Here is a 25,760-nt window from a genome sequence, read left to right as displayed (position 1 = left end):
TTCAACCCTTTCTCGCAAATGAGGCACAAATATCTGCTACTCGTTCAGTGGCATCTAATACTGCTACACCTCTTGCTTTAAGCCCCATCTGGGCTAGTTCTTGTCTATTCTCAGCAAATAACTGCAACTTTTCCGCAAGATTATCTACATTTAAAATGGTTTGTGGTAATAAAAATCCTGCGCCAGCATCAACAAGTACCGATGCATTTACGGTTTGGTGATCATCCACTGCATGTGGATATGGCACTAAAATACTCGGTAAGCCCACTGCAGCCAGTTCTGATACAGTAAGAGCACCTGATCGACAGACTACGACATCTGCCCAACGATAAGCCGCTTCCATATCATCAATAAATTCAGCAACATTGACACTGTCGGACTGCCCAAGCTGCTGGTAGTTAGCCTTGACACTTGCTTGGTTGTTTTTGCCCACTTGGTGCCAAACTGTCAGTGAATGATATTTGCATAAATGAGCCACCACCGCTGGCATAACGTCATTCAATACTTTTGCGCCTAAACTGCCACCCACCACTAGCACCCTTAACGCATCTGCTTGTGGGGTTTTAATGTGTTCGCCTAACTCGATCAGCTCTTGGCGAATGGGATTGCCTACCACCTCAACATTGGCCACATTACTGGCAAAGGTATTAGGAAATGCACACAAAACCTTTTTGGCAATCTTAGACAGCAATTTGTTGGTTAATCCTGGAATGGCATTTTGCTCATGCAACACCAGCGGAATACCAGCTAATTTACCCGCCACGCCACCAGGGCCACTGGCAAACCCGCCCATCCCTAGAATGACGTCGGGCTGAAAGTCATCAATCACAGCTTTAGCTTGAATAATTGAACGTATAATTTTAAACGGAGCCGCTAACTTACGTATGAGCCCATTACCCCGCACACCTTTAATATCGATAAATTCAATATCAAATCCATGCTGTGGTACGAGACGAGCCTCCATACGATCGGCTGTACCTAACCAACGTACTTGCCAACCCTTGTCAGCTAAGTACTTTGCTACTGCTAGTGCCGGGAAAACATGCCCACCCGTACCGCCAGCCATAATCAATATCTTAGGAGAACTGCCAATATTACTGTTCATTAACTTGTTCTCCCTTTTACAGCTTGTACCAAACTAACTCGACGTTCATGATCGATCCTAATGAGCAACATCACCGCAGCGGTCATAATCCACAAACTACTGCCACCATAACTAATAAACGGCAGCGTAAGCCCCTTGGTTGGTAACATACCAATACTGGCTCCCACATTAACGACTGTCTGAAAACACACCCAAATGCCTACACCATAGGCGACATAACTTTCAAAAGGACGTTGCATTTTCAAACATAAATTACCCAGTCTAATCGCACGAATAGCAATGAAAAACAGTGCGCATAACACCATAATAATACCGATAAACCCGAGTTCTTCACCGATCACCGCAAAGATAAAGTCAGTATGCGCTTCTGGTAAATAAGCAAGCTTCTGAATACTGTTACCTAGCCCCTGACCAAACCAATCACCCCGACCGTAAGCCATCAACGATTGCGTTAACTGATAACCACTGCCGAAAGGATCTTCCCATGGATCCATAAACGAAGTCACTCGTCGCATACGATAAGGCTCAAATAACACCAGCAATACGAATGTCGCTACGCCTAGTAACACCAACACCATAAAGTCAGTAATGCGAGCACCAGCCAAAAAAAGTAGGCTTACAGTACACACGAACAACACGACCACAGTACCCAAATCGGGCTGTAATAGGATCAACACAGCGAACAAACCGTAAACGCCAATCGGTTTGTAAAAGCCTTTACGGTTTTCACGCAATTCACCATGACGACGAACTAAGTAACCCGCCATGTAAACAATAAACACAAACTTGGCCATTTCGGCGACTTGGATCCTAATGGGACCAATAGACAACCATCGACGCGCACCATTTACCGATGTGCCAATAAACAGCACAGCGATCAATAAGACCAGTACTCCAAGCATCAACATGCCGCTATTTTTTTCCCAATAGCTGACTTCGAACTTAAGCACCACAAATGCAATCACCACACAGCCAACAAGATAGAGCACATGGCGGTACATAAAATAAAATGGATCGCCTGTCAGCTTAGTTGCTTCAGGCATTGACGCAGACATCACCATAACAAAGCCAAAACACATCAAACCGACTATCGCGACGAGAAAACTACGGTCGTACAATGGCATATCAGGTGTTTGTTCACCTGATAATAACGAGGGTAAAGTCCAATTAAGGCCTCGTTTAAACAAGCTCAGTTGCTGCTCGTTATTCGCCATCGGCTAATGACTCCACACATTGTCTAAAATCATCACCGCGAGCCATAAAGTTCTTATACATATCTAGACTGGCACACGCCGGCGACAATAATACGATATCACCAGACGATGCTAACTCAGCGGCTTTTGTAACGGCCTCTGCCATCGATGTTACCTCGATAGCTCCTGATTTTAATTTGGCTATTTTGCGCCCATCTCGGCCCAAGGTAATCAATTGAGTAATATTGGAAAGCGGTTCTGCAAGGGGACGAAAATCGCTGCCTTTACCATCGCCGCCAGCGATCAAGTATAAATCGCCTAAATGCGAGTTAAGCCCTTCCAGTGCGGCAACTGTTGCGCCAACATTAGTCGCTTTGGAGTCATTGATGTACGTCACACCTTGTTTCACACCGACAAGCTCACAACGATGGCTTAAACCAGCAAAGGTTTTAGCCACTTCAATCATGGACTCTTTACCAACCCCGCAAGCATCCGCTAATGCCATTGCGGCTAATAAGTTAGCGTGATTATGACTGCCAATTAAGGTCACTTCATTTAGATTCATAATTTCGCTATCACCATGAAAAATCTTGCCATCACTTAATCCCCACGCATCACCTTCAGGCACGCCTAAACCAAAATTATTTTGATTCATTGGTTCAATTGGATAAGTTAATTCATCATCGCGGTTATACATGACAAAACGGCTTTGTGGATATAAACGTAACTTTGCTTCGCGGTAGGAGTTTAGGTCGCTATAGCGATCCATATGATCTTCGCTAATATTAAGGCATGTAGCCGCAATACAATGTAACGAAGCAGTGGTTTCAAGTTGAAAACTCGACAGTTCAAGTACAAAAAAATCAGCATTTTGAGGTAATAAATCCAGCGCTGGCGTACCAATATTGCCGCCAATAGCCACCGACTTACCGGCCGTTAGCAGCATGTCATATACTAAGGTCGTTACTGTAGATTTACCATTTGATCCAGTGATACCAACAACACACGGTTTTCTATCCGCTATCTCTCGGGCAAATAACTCAATATCACCAATCACTTCAATGCCCATGTCTAATGCCGCACGCACTTCAGGCGTATCAACAGGCACACCTGGGCTAATGATAATTTGGCTAGCCTGAACTAAATAGCGACAATCAAACCCACCGGCTAATAACTCAATATCGGCAAACTCTTGCGCCAAGGTATCTGCACCGGGCGGATGACGACGACTGTCCATCACTAAAGGTTTGATGCCTTTAGTCGCTAAAAAACGCACGACCGAGAGCCCTGTAGCCCCCAAGCCTAAAACAATGTGCGTGTATTGAGTTTGCATAATACTGACCTTTATTAATTGCTTAGCGTAATTTTAACGTCGCAAGACCTAGTAACACTAAAAACAACGAGATAATCCAAAAACGCACAATCACCCGCGGCTCTGGCCACCCTTTTAACTCATAATGATGATGGATCGGCGCCATACGAAAAATGCGTTGGCCGCGTAATTTATATGAGCCCACCTGCAGGATCACCGATACGGTTTCCATAACAAAAACGCCGCCCATAATCACCAGCAAAATTTCTTGGCGAACTAAAATGGCAATCACACCTAAAGCTGCGCCCAGAGCTAATGAACCCACATCGCCCATAAACACTTGCGCTGGATAAGTGTTAAACCATAAAAAACCTAAACCTGCACCTACCATTGCGGTACACACAATCACTAACTCACCCGCTAAAGGTAAATGAGGGATATGTAAATAACTGGCAAACTGAGCATGACCAGATAAGTAAGCGATTAATGCAAAAGCTGCGGCGACCATTACGGTTGGCATAATCGCCAAGCCATCTAAGCCATCTGTTAAATTCACCGCATTACTCGCACCGACAATGGTGAAGTACGCTAAAACAATAAACATCATGCCTAACTGAGGCATAATATCTTTAAAAAACGGCACCACTAATTGGGTTTCCCCACCCATGGTCGAGGAGCTATATAAAAACACTGCCACCACTAACGCAGCGATAGACTGTAGAGCATATTTCCAACGAGCAATCAGGCCCTTAGTATCTTTTTTTACCACTTTACGGTAATCATCAATAAAGCCAATCGCACCAAAAGTGGCTAATACGAATAAGGTAACTAACACGTAACGGTTAGATAAATCACCCCATAACAGCACGCTGATAAAAATACCCGCAAGGATCATTATGCCGCCCATGGTCGGCGTGCCACGTTTGCTAAAGTGTGACTCAGGGCCATCACTTCGAACCACTTGGCCAATTTGCAGCATTTGCAGGCGCTTAATTAGTATCGGCCCCCACCACAAACTAAACACCAATGCGGTTAACAAGCCTAAAATAGCCCGAAACGTTACATATGAAAAAACGTTAAACCCAGAATAAAACTGGGTTAAATACTCGGCTAGATAAACCAGCATCTACACTAACTCCCCACGCCCATAGGCATCTAATAAACTGTCCACAACTCGCTCCATGGCGGCGCTGCGGGAACCTTTAACTAAAACTGTGATGTGACCTGTGGTGCTTGCTAACTGTTTTTTTAATGCCACGATCAACGCTTCTTGAGCTGGAAAATGCTCACTACCGAATGCTTCACTGGTATTGGCCGATAACTGACCACAACAAAACAGCGACTCGATTGTTGCATTTTTAGCCTGCGTTCCGATGCTAGCGTGCAAAGGGGCGGCATTGTCGCCTAATTCGCCTAAATCTCCCAGCACTAAACAACGATATCCATCACGTTGTTGCAACCAATCAATTGCTGCACTCACGGATGTTGGATTAGCGTTATAACTATCATCAATTAATAACACTCGGCCAAGTTCATGTGGCTGCATGCGCCCTTTTACGGGTATGAGTAAATCAAAGCCTTGGGCAATGTTAGTAAGCGATAATCCCAACGCAATCGACATTGATGCCGCGGCAAGAGCATTGCTCACTTGATGCATTCCAGCCAATGGCAAATGTACCTGCACATGCTGGCCGTTAAACGCCAATGTAAATTGATAACAACCATTAGCATCGGCCACGATATTTGTTGCGGTAACGTCTGCATCAACATTCATGTCACATGAAAAACGTAATTGTTTATGGTCTTTGGAGCGTTGCAGCATAAAATCGGCAAACTTATCGTCAGCATTAATAATCGCTGTGCCATCTTGTGAAAGATGATTAAATATCTCCGATTTTGCCTGTGCAACTCCTTCAAGCGACCCAAATCCTTCAAGGTGAGCACTGCCGACATTATTCACTAGTGCGACTCGTGGATGGACTAATGATGAGGTGTAATCAATCTCACCACTATGATTTGCACCAAGCTCAAATACCCCGTATTCGTCGCCTTCACTTAAACGCATCAAGGTTAATGGCACGCCAATTTCGTTATTAAAATTACCTGCAGTAAATAACACTTTATGGTGCTGAGCTAAAATAGTGGCTAGCATTTCTTTAACACTGGTTTTACCGTTTGATCCGGTCAATGCCACGCAAATAGGTGCCACAGCTTGACGAACAAACATGCCTATCTGACCTAGCGCCTTTTGGGTATCGGCGACCACAATTTGCGGGATATCGGCGCCAAAAGGATGATCCACTAATAAATGATCAACCAAAAGTGCTTCTGCACCATTGTTTATGGCTGTTACGGCAAAATCATGGCCATCAAAACGCTCGCCTTTTAAAGCAACAAATAAGCATTGCGCGCTAATATTTCGGCTGTCAGTACTGACATTGTTAATCAACCTATCTTGGCCTGTTAACATGCCATTAAGATGCTGAGCCAATTCCGACAAAGTGACGCTAATCATGATGCCTCCTGAGACAAGGTTAATGCTAACGCACGTTCATCGTAGTCAATTCGCTCACCAGCCACTTCTTGATAGGTTTCATGGCCTTTTCCAGCAAGCAGTACAATATCGTCAGCTTGTGCCAATGACACTACACGGGTAATCGCTTCAATACGGTCAACCTGGCTAAGCACATTTTGCGGTTGACTAATGCCCTGCAAAATATCATCGATAATGGTTTGCGGATCTTCACTGCGGGCATTATCGCTAGTGATCATGACTTTATCTGCATACTGTTCTGCGGCTTGTGCCATTAAAGGCCGTTTACCTTTATCACGATCGCCGCCACAACCAAATACACACCATAATGTGCCTTTGCAGTGCAGTCTTAACGCTTTTAATGCTTGTTCAATGGCATCTGGAGTATGAGCGTAATCGACCACTAAAGTAGCCTTATTCATTGAAGCAAAACGCTCCATACGACCAGCCACAGGCACCAGTTTTGGAATGACGGCCAATATTGATACCATTGCCATTCCTTGAAGGTACAAAGCAGAGATCGCGGCCAAAAGATTCGATAAATTAAAGGCACCTAATAACGGTGAACTAAGCGGCGTACTTACTCGTTGGCCGCTATCGATCTCGACAAAATGTAGCGTTGCAGTAACACCAGCATCATGATATTCAATAGCGTCACAGTAAAAGTCGGCTGAAGTATTACCCTTAATACTGAAAGATTTATGCTTATCATTTGCCAGTTCAGTCAGCCATTTTGCGCCAACAACATCATCAATATTAATCACCCCGTGTTGGACACTAGGAAATTGAAATAGGCGTTTTTTAGCCGCGGCGTAAGAGTCCATATCACCGTGATAATCTAGGTGATCACGGCTTAGATTAGTAAACACAGCAATCTCAAACGGCGCCGCTTCGACACGCCCTTGGACTAAGCCATGGCTTGAGACTTCCATGGCACACACTTCTGTGCCTTGAGCTATAAATTCACCAAGCTGACGCATAATGGTGATCGCATCGGCAGTGGTATTACCGCTATCAACAAGTTGTCCCCACAAACCATTGCCTAATGTGCCCATAACAGCGGCTTGATGACCAAGTAAGGCAACTATTTGCGCGATAATTTGGCTGACCGAAGTTTTGCCATTAGTTCCTGTGATACCAATTAATGACAACGACTGACGGTTGGACAAATAAAATTGCGCGGCAACGGCCGATAACTGCCGACCTAATTGGAAAAAATACACTAATGGCACGTTATACTGAAGGCGATCGACTAAGCCATGTTCATCTGGATTATCAGTATGGATAAGTATTGCTGTAGCGCCTGCTTGAACCGCTTGAGAAATGAATGATCGACCATCAACTTTATAGCCAGGCAGGGCCACAAATAAACTGCCAGCTTTCACTTCACGGCTATTTAGGGTTAAACCACTAATCGATTCGCGACCAGAGTAATGGAACCATGGCGCTAATAAATCATTTAATAACATTGGTCTGCGCTCCTCGCGCAGTAGCCAAATGAACGGCTTCCTGCTCTGAAATAGGTTCAACATTAAGCATTTGTAAAGCACCAGACATAATTTTAGCAAAGGCGGGACCCGCTACGTCGCCACCGTAATACTTGTCACCTTTTGGTTCATTAATGACCACAGAAATCGCTAAACGAGGGTTATGAACTGGAGCCACACCGGCAAATAAAGCAACATAATCATCGCCATAACCACCTGCTACCGCTTTACGGCTAGTACCGGACTTACCGGCTACAGGGTAGCCATCAATATGAGCTTTAGTTCCCGTGCCTCCCGTTTCAGTAACCCCAACGAGCATTTCCATAACGTCATAGGCGACTTTACGTGAAATAACCTGCTTACCTTCGGGCGCCTGTTTCAGTTTTAAAATAGACACAGGGTACAGTATTCCACCACTGCCTAAGGTGGCGTACATACGGGCAATTTGTAACGGAGTGGCAGTAAAACCATAACCAAAAGACAGAGTGGCACGTTCAAAGTCAGACCAACGATGACGATTATGAATTAACCCAGCACTTTCACCGGTTAAATTGATCCCTGAATAATTGCCGACCCCCATAGATTGGTAGGTGCCTAATAATTGTTCAATGGGCATAGACAAGGACAGTTTACTAATTCCTACGTTACTCGACTTCACCAGAATTTTGGCTAAGGTCATGTCACCATAATTACTCGAGTCACGCACTTGACGCCCGCCAATGCGCATCCAACCAGGCGATGTCGATATCAATTCATTGACTTTCACTGTGCCAGCTTCAAGCGCGGCAGCGACAACAAAAGGTTTAATTGTTGACCCTGGCTCAAATGTGTCAGTTAAGGCACGATTACGCATGCGGTGTGGCTGCAAATTATCACGGGCATTAGGGTTATATGAGGGAGTATTGACCATCGCCAACACTTCACCCGTATTGACGTCTATCACCACCACAGACCCAGATGTCGCTTGGTATACTTCTGTTGCACGCTTTAATTCACGGTAGGCTAATTGCTGAATACGCTGATCGATACTGAGCACTAAATCGTTAGAGCTTTCGCCCTCTTGGACCATATCTAAACGCTCAACCACGCTGCCATCGCGAGATTTACGGACTTTTTGCTTAGAGGGTGTGCCTGTTAACCAGGTATTATAAGTATTTTCAATGCCTTCAATGCCGACATCGTCGATATTGGTAATACCGATTAACTGAGCGGCAATTTCACCTGAAGGATAATAACGGCGAGATTCTGCTTTAAGGTAAATGCCACCTATTTTCAACTGCTCAATGTAGTCTGCAACGGCGGAGGTTACCTGACGTTTTAAATATACAAAGCGCTTATTTGGGTGATTTTTAACTTTATCCACCAGCTCATCGACTGGCTCTTGCAGTACATCGGCAAGAGCTTGCCAACGGCGCATATCTTTAAATGCATCTTGGTCATGAGCGTGTTTAGGATCGGCCCACACCGCTTGCACAGGCACACTGACTGCGAGCATATCGCCATTGCGATCAGTGATTAAACCTCGCTGAACTTGGTTACTGGTTGTGCGTAAGGTGCGCATATCACTTTCGTGACGGAGTTTATCTGGCTCAATAATTTGAATGTAGGCTGCACGGGCAACTAAACTGCAAAATAATAGCAATACGAATCCCACCACAACGTATAAACGCCATGGGATGAGTTCGTGACCTAATTTCTGCTTCGCTTGTCTAGCCATATTCCCTATGCTCACTGGACTCGAATGATAACTTCCTCCTTAGGAAGCGGCCGAGACATGTTTAGTTCTTTGGTTGCAATTCGAGTCACACGACTGTGCTCTGATTGCGATTGTTCTTCTAATAATAAGTTTCGCCATTCAATATCTAAGCGATCTTGCTCTTGCAACAATTGATCCCACTGAGTGATCAATTTACGTGTTACATGACTGGTATAAACTACGGCTACACCATTGATTACAATTAATAAAATAAGAAGCAACACCCATTTGTGCTGCCACATATCGAGTAATACAATTCGAGGTAAATTTAATGGTGATTGGCTCACATTACCCTCGATAGTTAGTAATCCAGACGCTCTGCAACTCGTAACACTGAGCTGCGCGCGCGTGGATTTAACTCTAATTCTGCATCAGAAGGCTTTAGTGCTTTACTCACCGCCTTTAATTTACGCGATTTATTAAGCTCGGCCTCCATGATAGGTAATCCATGTGGCACGCTTTCACCTTGGCTATGGCGGCGTATAAAACGCTTAACCATACGATCTTCTAAAGAATGAAAACTGATCACTGATAAGCGACCTTGGGGAGCTAGCACAGCTAAAGCACCTTCAAGCGCTTGATCTATTTGCTCTAATTCACTGTTGATATAAATGCGGATAGCTTGAAACACTCGCGTGGCAGGATGCTTATTTCGCTCTTTATTTTTGGTGATCCGCGCGATCAAATCAGCTAAGTCTTTCGTGCGTAAAAAAGGCGTTTTTTCACGATCGGCTGCAATGCATCGTGCAATATGGCGCGAATTTTTTTCTTCACCATAAGTTTTAAATACCCATGCCATGTCTTCAATTTCTGCACGTGCTATCCATTGGGCTGCAGTTTGACCTTGGCTATTGTCCATACGCATATCGAGCGGGCCATCGCGTAAAAAACTAAAGCCGCGTTCTGCATCGTCTAATTGTGGCGACGACACGCCAAGATCAAGCAATACACCATTGATTTTGCCCGTCAGACCAAGTTCTTCGACATATTCAGCTAATTGACCAAAGCCACCGTGAACAATTTGAAAGCGTGGATCATCAGCAAACTGTTTAGCTGCCTCAATCGCTTGCGGATCTCTGTCAATCGCAATTAGGCGACCGTTTTCACCCAAATGACTTAACACATGACGCGAATGCCCACCACGGCCAAAGGTGCCATCAATGTAGATGCCATCACTTTGGATGTTGAGTCCGTCTACGGTCTCATTGAGTAATACAGATAAATGGGCAAACTCTTGGCTCATTGGGTTCTTCTAACCTTTTAGATAACTACAGTGAAAAGTGTGCCAAGCGTTCATTGCTGGCTAAATCTTGGCTTTGAATGAGCGTATTGCCATCATCCATTTGTTGTTGCCAAGCTGACTCTTCCCATAATTCAAATTTATTCAGTAAGCCCACCAGCATGGTTTTCTTTTCTAAGCTGGCGAAACTTCGCAATGCCGGCGGAATCACAATACGTCCGTGGCTGTCTAGTTCACAATCTTGTGCATGACCTAGTAATTTTCGTTTAAAGGATCGCTCAAGTGGATCAGTGTCAGAAAGCAGTCTCAACTTTGCTTCAATCAGCTCCCATTCGTGTAACGGATAAATCAACAAACAAGCGGCATCAATATCAACGGTCATAATCACAGTGCCGGCATGCTCCACACGTAACGCATCACGGTATCTCGCTGGAATAGCGATCCGTCCTTTTGCATCCATGTTGATTGCACTGGCGCCACGAAACACGTTATTTAGCCCTTATTGTTATCATTTGATCCACAATGATCCACTTCTTCCCACAAATGCTAAGTTTAGGGACTCTATGCAAGTGTTGTCAAGCAATGGACAGATATATTAAATCCATACCCCAAGCGGGTTAGCAGCAAATTAATATCAAGCGGGATGAATGACAGAGCCGTCTGAAGAAAACAGCTAAAAATCAGGGTAAATGAGTTAAACCAGAGACATAACGGTCACTTTATCGGCTAAAATAGACTGGAGATCTTTTTTATTAAACTTACTTTATGGTTCGAATACTCCATCTTTATATCGTAATACTGCTCAGCTACTCGGTTTTAAGTTCATTAAAAATTAACAAATAGTCGACTGGGTCTACTTTATACGGCTAAAAACCACTTAATCTTACCTTTATATTTACCCATTGCTCTCGATAGCAGTATGTAACGCGCAGTTTGTAAAGCACACAAACTCATGATTAACCTTAATAGACATTTTGCTTAAATAAGCAGGGTCGCAATACTTAAGCAATTAATCATCATCAAATTATGGTTAACATCCACGGTTAAATATCACAATGTTGGACATTAAAGGCCCTATGTTAAGGGCAAGCATTTTATCAATTCATCTCGTAATCACAGTTAATTTTTCTTAATGCCTCAAAAGGTACAAGGTTGAATTAGCTCAATGGATAAATGGTAAAAAGCGCTAACGAATGCAAGTGAACGACAAGGTGAATACGCAAAGACTACATCCAGCTCGCGCTTAATACCTGGCTGAGTTGAAGTAGGAAAGTGTCGCGATGTTGGTATTATTCTGCTAGCGTGGGGTGATGATTGAACAAATTTAAAGCAATTGAAGATTAACATGGCTCATGTTATCTACTTTCGGCAGTGGGTAGCGATAACGCCAATGATCCACCGGATAAAAGCGCTTCCTAAATGAGCTTCTATCTAAAAGATTACATTTTAATCAATTTGTGCCGATAAACAGTTAAGGTGGTTAACAATCACATTCATTTAACCAATATGGGAGAGCATCATGAGTATCGATAGCATTTATGCCATGTTAGCTAGGCCAGTACAGGCGGTGAGTGAGCGTAAACGGATTGTTGAAAACGTCAAACATACCAGTGCTATTAGCGCCGACAGCCACGAGGCGCCACAGTCACAATTGCCACCTAATATTGCTCATAAAGTCCCGATTCAACGCCAAGAAGCCCCTCGTCAAGAAAGGCGTTCTAAACCGAGAACCGTTAATGAGAAAAAAAATGGCGCTAGCCGAATTAGACCAATGAAAACGGATAAGCGATTCTCCACCCGTGGAGAAACCACCAGCCAGCATATTGATATTGAAGTGTAATGCTTACTTCGTTAAGCAAAGTTACCGTTTGGGCTGACTTGCGACACAGCTTGCTTCCACCCCTGGTACAACTTTGCTCGAGTAGCTTCGTCCATAGTTGACGTAAACTCGCGCTCAGTAGACAACATAATCTGCAACTCATCAGTCGACTGCCATACCCCAACAGCTAAACCCGCTAGAAATGCAGCCCCCATAGCAGTCGTTTCAGTGACCCGAGGACGAATAACCGTTGCACCTGTAATATCAGCTTGAAATTGCATTAAAAAGTCATTTGCCACCGCACCACCATCGACTCGAATTTGTGTTAACGGCACATTAGAATCTTTACTCATGGCATCCAGCACGTCACGAGATTGATATGCAATGGCTTCTAATGCTGCACGAATAATATGGTTTCGATTAGCGCCGCGGGTTAAGCCTATGATGGCACCTCGGGCATCAGCATCCCAATAAGGGGCACCTAAACCCACAAATGCTGGCACCAAGTAGACGCCATTCGTGTCATCCACTTTGTCGGCAAAATATTGGGTGTCACACGCATCGGCAATAAGACCTAACTCATCACGGAGCCATTGAATAATAGCGCCCCCCATAAATACCGAACCCTCTAGGGCATAATTCACTTTTGTGTCAGCCCCAATCGCAATGGTCGTTAATAAACCATGAGTTGACTCAACGGCTTTGTCACCGGTATTCATTAACAAAAAGCAGCCAGTACCATAGGTATTTTTTGCCATACCAGGCTCAATACACAATTGGCCAAATAATGCCGACTGCTGATCGCCAGCCATCCCTGCGACAGGAACTGGGTTGCCTGCAAGTTCGGTATAGCCATAAATGGCGCATGAGGGTTTCACTTCAGGTAACATCGAACGAGGGATATTAAACAGATTGAGTAACTCTTGGTCCCACTGTTTAGTGTGAATATTAAATAACATGGTTCTAGATGCATTGGTTGGTTCGGTCACATGAACTTCACCTTGAGTGAGTTTCCACACCAGCCAAGTATCAACCGTGCCAAACAATAGATCACCGGCTTCAGCTTGTTCACGGGCGCCTGCAACATTATCTAAAATCCACTCAATTTTTGACGCCGAAAAGTATGGATCTAGTACTAGTCCAGTTTTTTGGCGCACCATATCTTCAGCCCCTAAGGCCTTATGATGCTGACATATTGCCTGGCTGCGGCGACATTGCCATACAATCGCATTACATACCGGCTTACCAGTATGCTTGTTCCAGACTATAGTGGTTTCACGTTGATTAGTAATCCCTATTGCAGCGACATCATGACGACTAATTCCTGCTCGAGTCAGTACTTCCACCAGCACTGAACTTTGTGAAGACCATATCTCCATAGGATCATGCTCTACCCAACCAGCTTGCGGATAATGTTGAGTAAATTCACGATGAGCCACGGCGACAATATTCGCGAGATGATCAAACACAATGGCACGAGAACTTGTCGTGCCTTGATCTAAAGCGACAATGTATTTTTTGGCAGCCATCTGAGTTCCTATATCATTTTAATATGATTATTTTTGTATTATTTGTCTATTTAATAAACCCATATCACATACTAGATCGACAAATATAATTATTGCAGGCAATTGCCTTTACTAATATCCAAGGGGTTAATTATCTAGTCACACCCGCAGGAATGTAAATTACGGTGATCATGGTTTGAAAGCATAGTACCGCGCGACTCAAGTTATCACTGTTATTACGATAAAAATAATCTTACGTTTTATCACTATTTAACTAATAAAAAGGCCTCGCAACTGCGAGGCCTTAACGATCAACACTAGCAGAGCTGATTACATCTTATAATTTAACTGAATACCGGTTAACCATACATCGCCAGTTGCTTCACCAGTAAAGTTCACTGCAGCAAGGCCTACTAGATCTTGGTTCTCTGTAATAGGTGCATCACCATATGTGCGAATGTAAGTCACACCCAGATCAACATTCAGATTTTTAGACACTTGGTAACCAGTACCCACACTGAACCATAAACGGTCAGAATCAGGAATGGTTGTAGTGCGGTGCTGATCATCAACCGCTGTTTTATCTAGCGCCATACCAGCACGTAATGTCCATTGGTCATTAAGGGTATAAGTAGTACCAAGGGCATAACGCCAGTTGTCTTTAAAGTTCTCTTCTTTAACTACGTCTGACTCTAGGTTACCTACAGGCTTAACATCACCAGGAAAATACGCCACCAATTGCTCGAATACGCTCCATTCAGTCCAATTCACACTGGCATGCATAGCCCAGTTTTTAGTTAACTGATGATAAGAAGCAAGCTCTGCAAATGCAGGCAATTCAACCGGTAAGTAACCTTCGATTTCAATGTTTTGGCCGCCATTATAAATTACACCAGACACATGACCGTCTAATTTAAGATCGACACTACTGTGATAAGCCAAACCGATGCGGTTAGCTGAGTTAATTTGCCAGCTCGCGCCCGCTTTCCAGCCATAGCCAACATCATCACCTTTCATTGACTTTAACTCGGTTCCACCAGAAGGTAAGCGCGCACCAATACTTGCAGGTAAGTTAGGGTTAGCTTTAATCGCATCAATCCAACCAGGAGCGGTTGCACCAACTTCACCTTCGCCATATACCACTCGAAGACCTGCGCCAACGGTAAATGATTCATCTACACGGTAGGCTATATTAGGATTAAATTCGACCGTAGTAATTGAGGTTTTACTGCCAAAAATAGCCGCCGCATCCGCTACCGGAATATCGGTGGCTAAACCATAGTTAGAATTAATCGCTAGACCCCAAGTCCATTGATCATTCAACTGATTTGAATAATAAAAGTTCGGTACTAGGGCATTGTCGGCAACATCATATGCGTCAGCACCTATGACTAATGGCTCTGAACCTAATAATGGTGAAGAAATAGCCACATCACCAACAACATCAACATTCGGCATAACATAGATGCCACCCGCTGACACTTGGCGGCCTTCTAGATAAGCCAGCATGGCTGGATTACGCGCTTGAGTTGACGCATTGTCTGCAATAGCAGCTTCACCAGCAAATGCACGGCCTAAACCTGTTGCTGAATATTCTGCAAGTTGGAAACCTGCGGCGTTCACTTGAGTTGTTGCCCCAAATACAATGGCGCTTATCGCCAGTGTTAACACTGTTTTTTTCATTATGATTCTCTGTGTTTAGATTCAAACTGCATAAATCGACTGATATAGAGCAAAAGCTCGATTTAAATGAAGTCGTCAGTGTACTGATCCAAAAAAGCTTTGCAACAGCACAAAGAGACCGAACAAGAAGTGAGTGATTGAATTTCAAATTGTGATCGTGATCAAACTTTTGATTTAATGATTTTTCGGGGAAGGATAAAACGGTATGGCTGTACACTTAATTCATCAATGATGCGAATCGCTAACATTTTAAAATTAAAAATCAGTATCTTATAAAAAACATATCGTACACCGGTAAGCTAAAATAATTAACCGTATTGCTCTAAACTCTGACGCTAAAAAAATTGTGACACAAAATGGTTACATAAAACTTTTTACAATTAAAAAGTAAAAAACCTCTTCATGATGTCATAAAGAGGTTTTTAATCAGTGATTCATCAGATATAAATACACCCTTACACACTCTGTAATAACAGATTATGCGTACCAAGCCGGTATATGCGCTTCGTAGTCACTAATCTGTTGCTCAAATGACAGTGTTAATCCGATTGCGTCTAACCCATTAAGCAACTTATGCCGTGCAGACTCCACAATAGTAAAACTGAATACACAACCAGAAGGTGACGTCACCGTTAGCGCTTGTAAATCTACAGTAATTTTCGCACCTTGTGTGGCAGACACTTCATCAATCAATTGCTGTACTTCTGTGGATGTTAACTTAACCGGTAATAAGCCATTATTGATCGAATTACCGTAAAAAATGTCCGCAAATGTCGGCGCAATGATCACTCTAAGGCCAAAATCCGCTAACGCCCAAGGCGCATGCTCACGAGATGATCCACAACCAAAGTTTTCCTGGGCGATCAAAATAGAAGCACCTTGGTAACGAGGCTGGTTTAATACGAATTCAGGATTTGGCTTATCACCAGCATCGTCTAAATAACGCCAATCATGAAATAAATGAACCCCAAAACCGTCACGCGTAACTTTAGACAAAAATTGCTTGGGAATAATTTGGTCGGTATCAACATTAGCGCTATCAATGGCTACCGCTAAACCGGTATGTGCTGTAAAAGCTTGCATAAAATATCCTTGTTTAGCTCGTTAATAAGGTTGACGAATATCAACAAAGTGCCCAGCAACAGCTGCAGCAGCAGCCATAGCAGGACTCACTAAATGGGTGCGACTGCCACGGCCTTGTCGACCTTCAAAGTTACGGTTACTGGTTGATGCACAGCGATCACCCGCCTCTAAGCGGTCATCATTCATCGCTAAACACATAGAGCAGCCCGGTAAACGCCATTCAAAACCTGCTTCAATAAAGATCTTATCTAAGCCTTCCGCTTCTGCCTGTAACTTCACTTGGCCAGACCCTGGCACGACAATCGCGACTACGCCTTCTGCCACTTTACGATTTTTAGCATGCGCAGCAGCTGAGCGTAAATCTTCAATACGTGAGTTAGTACAAGAACCAATAAAGACTTTATTAATGCTGATATCCGTCATCTTGGTACCCGGCGTAAGACCGATATACTCTAATGCTTTCACCATACTGGTTCGATTAGTTACATTGCTTTCTTGCTCAGGGTTAGGTACTACGCCATCAATCGCCACCACTTGCCCAGGGTTAGTACCCCAAGTTAACTGCGGTGCAATATCGTTAGCGTAAAGCACCACTTCGGCATCAAATACCGCATCAGCATCTGTCTTCAATTGCGACCAGGCTGCAACGGCTTGCTCCCACATGGCGTCTTTAGGTGCAAACTCACGCCCTTTAAGGTAATCAAAAGTGGTTTCATCAGGTGCTACCATACCAGCTTTCGCGCCCATTTCGATGGCCATATTACACAAGGTCATCCGTCCTTCCATGGTTAATGCTTCAATAGCTTCACCACAAAACTCAACCACATAACCTGTACCACCATCCATACCTAAGGTGCCGATAATCGCTAATACGATGTCTTTCGCTGTTACACCATCGGTCACTTTACCGCGAACTTCAATCTTCATGGTTTTGGCTTTTAACTGACGTAAAGTCTGTGTTGCAAGCACGTGCTCAACTTCTGAGGTGCCAATACCAAATGCCAATGCACCAAATGCACCGTGAGTCGCAGTGTGTGAATCGCCACAAACAATCACAGTACCTGGCAGAGTAATCCCTAACTCGGGACCCATTACATGGACAATACCTTGATTTGGGTGATGAATATCATACAAGCGCACACCAAACTCTTTACAATTTTGCGCTAGAGTGTCAACTTGAGTGCGTGCCATAGGGCTAAGCGCATCAAGACTGGCACTGCGGGTCGAGGTGTTGTGATCCATTGTCGCAAAGGTTTTTTGTGGCGCACGTAGCTTACGTCCAGCCACTTTTAAACCACTAAAGGCTTGTGGAGATGTCACTTCATGGACTAAATGGCGATCAACATACACTATTGGCGCTTCACCTTCTGGGCTAGCAACAATATGAGCATCCCACACTTTTTCATATAAGGTTTTACCGGTCACTTGGGCCATTACACACCATCCTTAATTGCCTGAGTGATAAAGTCACCCATTTGAGCTGTCGACTTTGCTTCGCTGCGCTTATCGGCAGAAAGTAGTTCCCCAGTTAAATAACCACTTGCTAGTGCTTTTGTTACTGCACGTTCAATAGCGTTTGCGGCATCTTCTTGCTTTAAGCTATGACGCAACATCAATGCGGCAGATAAAATCTGCGCCACTGGATTCGCAATACCTTGACCAGCAATATCAGGCGCGCTGCCCCCCGCTGGTTCAAACAAACCAAAGCCGCTACTGTTCATGCTGGCTGATGACAGTAGCCCCATAGATCCGGTTAACATGGCAATTTCATCAGATAAAATATCACCAAATAAATTAGAACATAACATCACATCAAACTCATCTGGACGACGTAATAACTGCATAGTCGCGTTATCAATATAGATGTGCTCTAAGGTAACGTCAGGAAAATCTTTAGCCACTTCCTCTACTACTTGGCGCCATAATACTGAGCAAGCCAGCACATTGGCTTTATCAACAGAAGTGACCTTGTTTTTACGTCCACGGGCGGCTTCAAAAGCAATACGGGCAATTCGGCTAATTTCACGACGGCTATAACGCATAGTGTCGAAGGCTTCCTCATCTTCCCCCTCTCCTTGGCGTCCTTTGGGTTTACCAAAATAAATGCCACCGGTTAACTCACGCACACACAAAACATCAAAACCACGGGCGGAAATATCACTACGCAAAGGTGACATGTGCTCTAAGCCGTCATGTAATTTTGCTGGGCGTAAATTACAAAATAGCTCAAAGTGACCACGTAACGGTAATAATGCGCCGCGTTCAGGTTGATCATTTGGCGGCAAGTGCTCCCACTTAGGGCCACCCACACTGCCAAATAAAATCGCATCCGCGGCTTCGCAGCCTTTTAAAGTAGCGTCAGGTAAAGGACAACCATGGTTATCAATGGCAATGCCGCCAACATCATATTCGGTATAGTTAATGTCTAATCCAAAACGCGCTTCTACTGCACTAAGCACTTTACGCGCTTCAGCCATCACTTCAGGACCAATACCATCACCCGACAAAACTGCTATTTGATAACTCATACGCTACCTAACTCCCTTTCTTTATGGATCTGTTGTTTAAAATCAGCAACCTTATCTGCGCGGTATACTAAGTTCATCACATGGACTAACGCTTTAGCTGACGCTTCAACCACGTCGGTGGCTAAACCAACACCGTGGAACATCTGCTCGCTATATTTGGCAGTAATATCGACTTGCCCAAGCGCATTTTGACCTTCGCCTTTGGCACTTAATTTATAGTTAGTAATATTGATCTGACGACCAGTGGCACGTGCAATGGCATTATAAGCCGCATCGACTGGTCCGTTTCCTGTCGATGCTTCAGTAATATCTTGACCATCTACCGCAATACGCACTGTCGCGGTGGCAACCCCTTCAGTCGAATCTGAATGCACCATCATATGCTGTAGCTGATACTTATCATCGTCTTGTGCTTGCGACTCCATAAATACCAATGCTTCCAGATCGTAATCAAATACCTGACCTTTTTTATCCGCCAAGGTTAAAAACTGCTCGTACAGGCTATCCATATCATAATCACTTGGCTGATAACCCATTTCTTCCATACGATGTTTAATCACATGGCGGCCAGAGCGTGAGGTCATGTTCATATTGTTACGATTCAAGCCAATGCTTTCTGGAGTCATAATTTCGTAAGTATTTTTAGCTTTTAACATGCCATCTTGATGAATACCCGATGAGTGAGAAAATGCATTGGTTCCCACAATAGCTTTATTAGCTTGAATGGGCATATTACATAATTGACTGACGAGCGATGAGGTTCGGTGAATTTCTTTGGCGTTAATACCACACTCAACATTAAGCAAATCTTTACGGGTCGCTAAAATCATAGCTATTTCTTCTAACGAACAGTTCCCGGCGCGCTCACCAATACCATTGATAGTACATTCTACTTGGCGAGCCCCCATTTCAACTGCGGCAATAGAATTAGCAACCGATAAACCTAAATCATCATGACAATGAACCGAAATCACCGCTTGGTCGATATTCGGTACTCGATTAAATAAGGTTTGAATAATGCCACCAAACTCACTTGGCACGGTATAACCCACTGTATCGGGAATATTGATCGTACGAGCACCCGCTTTAATCGCTGCCTCTACCATTCGGCACAAATTATCGATTGGGGTTCGGCCGGCATCTTCACAGGAGAACTCAACGTCATCAGTAAAACGTCTAGCATACTTTACCGCATTAACGGCCATCTCAAGCACATCGTCAAACGAGCGCTTTAATTTGCTTTCAACATGAATGGTCGAAGTTGAAATAAAGGTATGAATTCGAAATTGATCGGCAACCGATAATGCCTGGGCGGCAGCATCAATATCCTTTTCAAGTGCACGAGACAATGCACACACTCGGCTATTTTTGATGGTCTTAGCAATGGTCTGCACCGAGTGGAAATCACCAGGAGAAGAAACCGGGAAACCCACTTCCATCACATCAACACCTAAACGTTCAAGCGCCAAGGCAATTTGCAGCTTTTCTTTAACGGTTAAACTTGCTGCTAGTGCTTGCTCACCATCACGTAGGGTAGTATCAAAAATTATGACTCTATTGGACATCGAATTTCTCCATCGACCATCATGTATATTTACCTAACTGTAAACATCACAACTAGTACATTTCAAAAGGGCTAGAAACAAAAAACCCCGCGGCTGTTAGCGCGGGGTTTGTGTATGCTTAATGAATTATTTTGCATGTAACACAAAGGACTCCGCGCAGGGTATGCGTGAGAGGAGAAGGAGTCCGAGTAAAGTTGATTGTGTGTTCATGCCGTTAATATTCACTTTTAATAACTAAATATGCTAATTGTGCGACATACAATTATGTCTATACCTAATATGTAACGCGACCAGCCTTCTGTGTCAACCCTAATTTAACTAACGTGAAAAAGATGATAGCGTACTAGTGCCTCATTACAGTTAAACAACGACGTGATCAGCCAATATTGATTTGCTTTCAATTAATGAACTTACCTCTCAAAGTACAAATAAACATCAAGCTAAGTGGCTGCATCAATTATATTTTTATGTTTCTCAAGATAAATAATCGTATACTGCACGTACCCTATATAAAATTGATATATGACGATGACGTTATCAAGAAAGAGTATCAAATATCATGGTAGTCGCATTTTTGCTTTAATCTTCGGCCTAACTCTGCATTTAGTCGCAACACCAGCCTTAGCACAACCATCGCAATCTTTATTACTCTCCGACGACATTATTAGCCAAACTCAACAGTTGAGTGTTCGTGAGCAGCTCAATGTAATCAGTAATATTAACTCTCAACGTTCTTATGAAGCAAAGGCACTCATTGAGTCACTTGAGCAACAACATAGCCAACAACCATTAGCTAATATCGACGCACTGCGCTTAACACTACTTCATTGCTTTAATTTGCTGGAATTTGGTGAGTTTAATCAGGCAATCACCTTGGCAAAACAAGGGGAGATGAAGGCCAGACAGTTTAAATACGATACCGCTCGCCCTTACTTTATGCAGTGCCAAGCCGATGCACACCAAAGCCTTGGCAATACGCTACAAGAACAACAACTCACCGAAGAAGCGCTTCGTTTAGCCCGGCGTTACTCTGAGAAGCAAGCGATTGTAAATAGCCTTTATGCCAGAAGTAGACAAAATACTAGCTTAGAAAATTACAATCAATCGATTGAGGATTTACGCTTAGCATTAGCCATTTTTGATGAAGCTCAAAACCAATTTCAGCATTGGTTCTTATTGCCAAAATCATATCTACAAGCCGAAATCTCTAATGTATTTTTCTCTATGGGGGATCTTCAAGAAGCATTACATTTTGCAAAACTAACTTACCAAGACCCATCAGCTTTCGGTAAACTCAATTTTGCATTCGCAATTAATTTAGCACGCATTAACATCGTACTAGATAATAGAGAACAAGTGCTTTATTACCTAAATATGGCTGAGTCTGAGAATGATAAAAACTCCGCACAAAGAGATTTGGCAATTGGAAACGCTATACTCGCTGGTATCCATCTGTACGTAGGTGATTTCGACATCGCAGAGAAACTTGCGTTATCAAGTATTACGAGCATGACTAAATACCAAGAGCCTCTTTACGTTATGCGCATCAAGCGCACCTTAGCCAAAGTGTATTTTGCACAACATAAAGATATTCAAGCATTGTCGCTACTCAATGAAATTATTGAACAAGCAACTGAACTTAAGCAATTTTCTGATTTAGAAGAATTTAACCAAATTATCAGTCAATACTACGCTGAACAAAAGCAGTTCGAATCCGCTTACCAGTTTCAAGTGCAGCGTTTTGATGCCGCTAAACAAGCTGCAGCTAAGTTAAACAATGCTCATTTTATGCAGTATAAAGCCAGAATCACCGCGCAAAGTGAAGCCAGCACAATACCAGAAAAACCGCTCAATAATATCAACCAAAATTTAACCATTGCAGTGCTAATTATTTTATTCTTATCCGTTGGGCTAGTGCTGTTTTTAGTCAGAAAACCAAAGCATCTTAATATTGAGGAGCAAGAAGAAAGCCAACAACAATGTATCGATAATATGTTAAATAGTGCCAAGCAAGGGCACTATCAACTGACGTTATTACTGCTCAATATCAATCATATAAATACCATGGACTTGGCATTTATCATCCCACGCCTCAAACATACTCTCAGAGAGCAAGATAAATTGTTTCGTCATAACACTGATGAAATCATCATCATACTGCCACACACATCCCCCATTGGGGCTGCAAGAGTGGCAACCCAAATTGAACAAGTCCTCAGCGAATGGAAAACGGCGCTCAAAGTCAATATCGGCATAGCGGGTTTACAACAACTCGATACTTTTGACGTACTAGTAAAAAAAGCGGTAATTAATCAACTGAATAAAATAAAATCCCAGGAAACGTCTTATTCTCATGACGAAAATTAACCGCTTAACCTTGGGTCAAATATTCAGTGATTTCATCTAAAAACTCGCCGCCAAAGCGATCAAGCTTTATTTGACCAATGCCGTTTACCGCCAACATTTCTCCTGGACTGGTTGGCAGCATGGCACACATTTCAGCCAGTGTGGCGTCGTTAAAGACTAGGTATGGAGGAATGTCATTTTTCTCAGCCAGTTCTCGGCGCAATAATTTTAACCGAGCAAATAATTTACGATCATATTGCTGTGGAGCGCGGGAATTAGGCTTACGCTTAACATCAAGTAATTGAATCCTTGGTTCCGCTAACATGAGCGATAGCTCAGCTTTTAACACTGGTCTGGCGGCAGGATTGAGCTTAATAGCAGAGCCGCGGGTAATATCCTGACTCATCAAACCCAAATGGATTAACTGACGAATAACACTGAGCCAAAACTCAGTTGATTTATCTTTACCAATACCCCACGTCGATAATTTATCATGGCCTCTATCGACAATATTAGCCGCTTTAGAACCACGTAATACTTCAATAACATGGTGAATGCCAAAGCGTTGCTGCAAACGGTAAATACAAGACAGCACTTTTTGCGCATCTTCAGTGCCATCGTATCGTTTCGGCGGTGCCAGACAAATGTCACAGTTACCACAAGGCTCAGAGGCGACTTCATCAAAGTAATTTAGTAACACTTGGCGGCGACACGTTTGCGCTTCAGCAAATGCAGCCATTGTATGTAATTTATGAAATTCGACCTGCTGCTGTGGGCCTGGTTCAGATTGCTCAATTAAATGCCTGACTCGGCCTATATCTGCTGGATCAAACAGCATATAAGCTTCAGCATCTAAACCATCACGGCCAGCTCGACCTGTCTCTTGATAATAGGCTTCAATGCTTTTAGGAATATCGTAGTGCACCACAAAGCGTACGTTAGATTTATTAATCCCCATACCAAAAGCAACCGTCGCGACCACAATATCAATTTGATCTTTGAGAAATTTATCTTGAACGTTACTGCGCTCTTCTTGACTTAATCCGGCGTGATAAGCTTGAGCATTAAACCCTTGCAAGCGTAAACGTTCAGCCACTTCATCTACTCGGCGACGACTACTGCAATACACAATACCATTGGTGCCATTTTGAATGGTTAAGAACTGACGCAGCTGATTGGTTGCATTGAGTTTTTCTGCCACGGTATAACGAATATTAGGCCGATCGAAACTCGATAATAAGGTATAAGGCGTCACCCTTAAGCGCTCGCAAATGCTCAAACGCGTGGCATGATCTGCGGTTGCAGTTAAGGCCATTAAAGGTAAATAAGGAAAATATTCTTTTAACTGACCTAATGCAGCGTATTCAGGCCTAAAATCATGACCCCATTGGCTAATACAATGCGCTTCATCTACAGCAAACATGGAAATGTTCACTGATTGAAGACGCTCAATAAAATCAGGACGCAACAAACGTTCAGGCGACACATACAGTAATTTAATCTCGCCAGAATGAAGCTTACGTAATACCTCAGCACTTTGTTCACGCGGTAAAGATGAATTGAGATAGGCGGCGGATACACCACTTTGCATTAAACTGTCGACTTGGTCTTTCATCAACGAAATTAACGGCGATACCACGATAGTCACACCAGGCAATACAATAGCAGGCAATTGATAACACATACTTTTGCCGCCACCGGTAGGCATAATCACAAGCGTATCTTGGCCTTGTAAACTTTGCTCAATGACTTCTCGCTGCCCTTCACGAAAGGCACGATAACCAAAAACTTGCTGTAAGCTTGCAGCAAGTACATCTTGCTCTGTCGTCAACACATCTGAGGACGCAATATTGGTCGAAATCGGAGTATCCATTCACACAACATCATCATTAAAGGGGCTCTCATTTTAAAGCACTCAGCCGCAGAAGTCTTGGGCCAAAACACCTTTGTCTGTTTTCAAACAAGATAGATGATTGAGTCAAGGTCACTTTAGGGTTAGATTAAATACTCTATGACAGTACGTTTTTCAAACCAACGTTCACTATAATAATAATAAATCGACAAGGATTGCTCATGACCACCTCTATTCAAACTCAGGCTTTACAGCAAGTTGCTGATATTTTTGATCAACATGTCCCATTCCATAATCTACTCGGGTTAGACATTAAACATTACGACATCAATGGGGTTGAAGTCGTAATAAAAATGAAGCCCGAGCTAATTGGTAATATTCATCAAAACATTCTTCATGGTGGGGTTACTGCAACATTGCTTGATGTTGTCGGCGGGCTAACAGTATTTGCTGCTCTAGTAGCGAGTAAAGAGGATTGGACTCTTGAAGAACTGCAACAACGTTTAACCACCTTAGGTACCATAGATATGCGAGTCGACTTTTTACGTCCAGGTCGCGGTGAAGTCTTCACTGGTACTGGAGCGGTTATCCGTTCAGGTAACCGAGTATCGGTATGTCGGATGGAATTACATAATGAGCAAGGAGTTCATATCGCCTTTGGCACTGGTACTTATATGGTGGGATAAGCGCAATATATAAACCAAACAACCAGCTTATAAAAGAATTAGCTTAATCACTTGTGTCATCCAA

General features: G+C 43.4%; 20 protein-coding genes. 3 read left to right on the top strand and 17 right to left on the bottom strand.

Features of this window, described 5'->3' with window-relative positions:
* Nucleotide 1: 1 nt before the first annotated feature.
* Genes murG through mraZ form a run of 10 tightly spaced genes read right to left on the bottom strand, consistent with a single transcriptional unit; the run spans nucleotide 2 to nucleotide 11,113 of the window.
* On the bottom strand, nucleotides 2–1,105 hold the full coding sequence (murG, locus tag GW828_RS13375; protein ID WP_273058065.1) for an undecaprenyldiphospho-muramoylpentapeptide beta-N-acetylglucosaminyltransferase: 1,104 nt from the start codon (nucleotides 1,103–1,105) through the stop codon (nucleotides 2–4).
* Complete coding sequence (gene ftsW / locus GW828_RS13370; RefSeq protein WP_124018376.1) at nucleotides 1,105–2,319, bottom strand: cell division protein FtsW; 1,215 nt, start codon at nucleotides 2,317–2,319, stop codon at nucleotides 1,105–1,107. Before ftsW ends, murG begins: the two co-directional genes overlap by 1 nt.
* Nucleotides 2,309–3,631, bottom strand: coding sequence for a UDP-N-acetylmuramoyl-L-alanine--D-glutamate ligase (murD, locus tag GW828_RS13365; RefSeq protein ID WP_182742341.1), 1,323 nt, complete (start codon nucleotides 3,629–3,631; stop codon nucleotides 2,309–2,311). Before murD ends, ftsW begins: the two co-directional genes overlap by 11 nt.
* A 22-nt stretch (nucleotides 3,632–3,653) precedes the next feature.
* Nucleotides 3,654–4,736, bottom strand: coding sequence for a phospho-N-acetylmuramoyl-pentapeptide-transferase (mraY, locus tag GW828_RS13360; protein WP_124018374.1), 1,083 nt, complete (start codon nucleotides 4,734–4,736; stop codon nucleotides 3,654–3,656).
* Nucleotides 4,737–6,125 carry a UDP-N-acetylmuramoyl-tripeptide--D-alanyl-D-alanine ligase gene (locus tag GW828_RS13355; RefSeq protein ID WP_182742340.1) on the bottom strand — a complete coding sequence of 463 codons (1,389 nt, stop codon included), beginning with the start codon at nucleotides 6,123–6,125 and terminating at the stop codon, nucleotides 4,737–4,739. It abuts the gene before it with no gap.
* Nucleotides 6,122–7,612 carry a UDP-N-acetylmuramoyl-L-alanyl-D-glutamate--2,6-diaminopimelate ligase gene (gene murE, locus GW828_RS13350; protein WP_273058064.1) on the bottom strand — a complete coding sequence of 497 codons (1,491 nt, stop codon included), beginning with the start codon at nucleotides 7,610–7,612 and terminating at the stop codon, nucleotides 6,122–6,124. The genes GW828_RS13355 and murE overlap by 4 nt, the downstream gene beginning before the upstream one ends.
* Nucleotides 7,599–9,347: a penicillin-binding transpeptidase domain-containing protein gene (locus GW828_RS13345; protein WP_124018371.1), complete on the bottom strand. Its 1,749-nt coding sequence runs from the start codon at nucleotides 9,345–9,347 to the stop codon at nucleotides 7,599–7,601. Before GW828_RS13345 ends, murE begins: the two co-directional genes overlap by 14 nt.
* A gap of 11 nt (nucleotides 9,348–9,358) precedes the next feature.
* Entirely contained in the window at nucleotides 9,359–9,673 is a 315-nt protein-coding gene (gene ftsL, locus GW828_RS13340; protein WP_124018370.1) for a cell division protein FtsL, read from the bottom strand.
* Nucleotides 9,674–9,687: 14 nt separating this feature from the next.
* Nucleotides 9,688–10,629 (bottom strand): 16S rRNA (cytosine(1402)-N(4))-methyltransferase RsmH, encoded by a 942-nt coding sequence (gene rsmH / locus GW828_RS13335; RefSeq protein ID WP_011639222.1) that lies wholly within the window; start codon nucleotides 10,627–10,629, stop codon nucleotides 9,688–9,690.
* A gap of 25 nt (nucleotides 10,630–10,654) precedes the next feature.
* Nucleotides 10,655–11,113 (bottom strand): division/cell wall cluster transcriptional repressor MraZ, encoded by a 459-nt coding sequence (gene mraZ, locus GW828_RS13330; RefSeq protein ID WP_182742338.1) that lies wholly within the window; start codon nucleotides 11,111–11,113, stop codon nucleotides 10,655–10,657.
* Nucleotides 11,114–12,145: 1,032 nt separating this feature from the next.
* Between mraZ and GW828_RS13325 the strand changes: the two genes are divergently transcribed.
* Nucleotides 12,146–12,466 (top strand): hypothetical protein, encoded by a 321-nt coding sequence (locus GW828_RS13325; RefSeq protein ID WP_124018368.1) that lies wholly within the window; start codon nucleotides 12,146–12,148, stop codon nucleotides 12,464–12,466.
* Between the two features lie 11 nt (nucleotides 12,467–12,477).
* Here the strand turns inward: GW828_RS13325 and glpK are convergent, their stop codons facing one another.
* From glpK to leuA, 6 genes are all read right to left on the bottom strand, one after another.
* The gene (gene glpK / locus GW828_RS13320) at nucleotides 12,478–13,974 is read right to left on the bottom strand and encodes a glycerol kinase GlpK (protein ID WP_182742337.1); all 1,497 of its coding nucleotides are present in this window, start codon (nucleotides 13,972–13,974) and stop codon (nucleotides 12,478–12,480) included.
* Nucleotides 13,975–14,283: 309 nt separating this feature from the next.
* Complete coding sequence (locus tag GW828_RS13315) at nucleotides 14,284–15,636, bottom strand: outer membrane protein transport protein (protein WP_182698913.1); 1,353 nt, start codon at nucleotides 15,634–15,636, stop codon at nucleotides 14,284–14,286.
* A gap of 477 nt (nucleotides 15,637–16,113) precedes the next feature.
* The gene (gene leuD, locus GW828_RS13310) at nucleotides 16,114–16,719 is read right to left on the bottom strand and encodes a 3-isopropylmalate dehydratase small subunit (RefSeq protein WP_124018365.1); all 606 of its coding nucleotides are present in this window, start codon (nucleotides 16,717–16,719) and stop codon (nucleotides 16,114–16,116) included.
* A gap of 21 nt (nucleotides 16,720–16,740) precedes the next feature.
* Entirely contained in the window at nucleotides 16,741–18,153 is a 1,413-nt protein-coding gene (leuC, locus tag GW828_RS13305) for a 3-isopropylmalate dehydratase large subunit (RefSeq protein ID WP_182741715.1), read from the bottom strand.
* Complete coding sequence (gene leuB / locus GW828_RS13300) at nucleotides 18,153–19,247, bottom strand: 3-isopropylmalate dehydrogenase (RefSeq protein WP_124018363.1); 1,095 nt, start codon at nucleotides 19,245–19,247, stop codon at nucleotides 18,153–18,155. Before leuB ends, leuC begins: the two co-directional genes overlap by 1 nt.
* On the bottom strand, nucleotides 19,244–20,812 hold the full coding sequence (leuA, locus tag GW828_RS13295; protein ID WP_124018362.1) for a 2-isopropylmalate synthase: 1,569 nt from the start codon (nucleotides 20,810–20,812) through the stop codon (nucleotides 19,244–19,246). The genes leuB and leuA overlap by 4 nt, the downstream gene beginning before the upstream one ends.
* Before the next feature lie 528 nt (nucleotides 20,813–21,340).
* Between leuA and GW828_RS13290 the strand changes: the two genes are divergently transcribed.
* Nucleotides 21,341–23,179: a diguanylate cyclase domain-containing protein gene (locus GW828_RS13290; protein WP_273058063.1), complete on the top strand. Its 1,839-nt coding sequence runs from the start codon at nucleotides 21,341–21,343 to the stop codon at nucleotides 23,177–23,179.
* Between the two features lie 4 nt (nucleotides 23,180–23,183).
* On the opposite strand, the gene recQ is transcribed toward GW828_RS13290, so the two are convergent.
* Nucleotides 23,184–25,031 carry a DNA helicase RecQ gene (gene recQ / locus GW828_RS13285; RefSeq protein ID WP_165870194.1) on the bottom strand — a complete coding sequence of 616 codons (1,848 nt, stop codon included), beginning with the start codon at nucleotides 25,029–25,031 and terminating at the stop codon, nucleotides 23,184–23,186.
* Nucleotides 25,032–25,231: 200 nt separating this feature from the next.
* Here recQ and GW828_RS13280 point away from each other — a divergent pair, with 200 nt between their 5' ends.
* Complete coding sequence (locus tag GW828_RS13280) at nucleotides 25,232–25,696, top strand: thioesterase family protein (protein ID WP_124018360.1); 465 nt, start codon at nucleotides 25,232–25,234, stop codon at nucleotides 25,694–25,696.
* Nucleotides 25,697–25,760 lie beyond the last annotated feature (64 nt).

Origin of the sequence: Shewanella vesiculosa (assembly GCF_009994065.1) — a bacterium.
Taxonomy (GTDB): Bacteria; Pseudomonadota; Gammaproteobacteria; order Enterobacterales; family Shewanellaceae; genus Shewanella; species Shewanella vesiculosa.
This window is presented reverse-complemented; position numbering and strand designations above follow the sequence as displayed.

Coding starts and splice junctions, on each gene's coding strand:
- murG (WP_273058065.1), bottom strand. CDS start 1,105: ATGAACAGTAATATTGGCAGTTCTCCTAAGATATTGATTATGGCTGGC.
- ftsW (WP_124018376.1), bottom strand. CDS start 2,319: ATGGCGAATAACGAGCAGCAACTGAGCTTGTTTAAACGAGGCCTTAAT.
- murD (WP_182742341.1), bottom strand. CDS start 3,631: ATGCAAACTCAATACACGCACATTGTTTTAGGCTTGGGGGCTACAGGG.
- mraY (WP_124018374.1), bottom strand. CDS start 4,736: ATGCTGGTTTATCTAGCCGAGTATTTAACCCAGTTTTATTCTGGGTTT.
- GW828_RS13355 (WP_182742340.1), bottom strand. CDS start 6,125: ATGATTAGCGTCACTTTGTCGGAATTGGCTCAGCATCTTAATGGCATG.
- murE (WP_273058064.1), bottom strand. CDS start 7,612: ATGTTATTAAATGATTTATTAGCGCCATGGTTCCATTACTCTGGTCGC.
- GW828_RS13345 (WP_124018371.1), bottom strand. CDS start 9,347: ATGGCTAGACAAGCGAAGCAGAAATTAGGTCACGAACTCATCCCATGG.
- rsmH (WP_011639222.1), bottom strand. CDS start 10,629: ATGAGCCAAGAGTTTGCCCATTTATCTGTATTACTCAATGAGACCGTA.
- GW828_RS13325 (WP_124018368.1), top strand. CDS start 12,146: ATGAGTATCGATAGCATTTATGCCATGTTAGCTAGGCCAGTACAGGCG.
- glpK (WP_182742337.1), bottom strand. CDS start 13,974: ATGGCTGCCAAAAAATACATTGTCGCTTTAGATCAAGGCACGACAAGT.
- GW828_RS13315 (WP_182698913.1), bottom strand. CDS start 15,636: ATGAAAAAAACAGTGTTAACACTGGCGATAAGCGCCATTGTATTTGGG.
- leuD (WP_124018365.1), bottom strand. CDS start 16,719: ATGCAAGCTTTTACAGCACATACCGGTTTAGCGGTAGCCATTGATAGC.
- leuC (WP_182741715.1), bottom strand. CDS start 18,153: ATGGCCCAAGTGACCGGTAAAACCTTATATGAAAAAGTGTGGGATGCT.
- leuB (WP_124018363.1), bottom strand. CDS start 19,247: ATGAGTTATCAAATAGCAGTTTTGTCGGGTGATGGTATTGGTCCTGAA.
- leuA (WP_124018362.1), bottom strand. CDS start 20,812: ATGTCCAATAGAGTCATAATTTTTGATACTACCCTACGTGATGGTGAG.
- GW828_RS13290 (WP_273058063.1), top strand. CDS start 21,341: ATGACGTTATCAAGAAAGAGTATCAAATATCATGGTAGTCGCATTTTT.
- recQ (WP_165870194.1), bottom strand. CDS start 25,031: ATGGATACTCCGATTTCGACCAATATTGCGTCCTCAGATGTGTTGACG.
- GW828_RS13280 (WP_124018360.1), top strand. CDS start 25,232: ATGACCACCTCTATTCAAACTCAGGCTTTACAGCAAGTTGCTGATATT.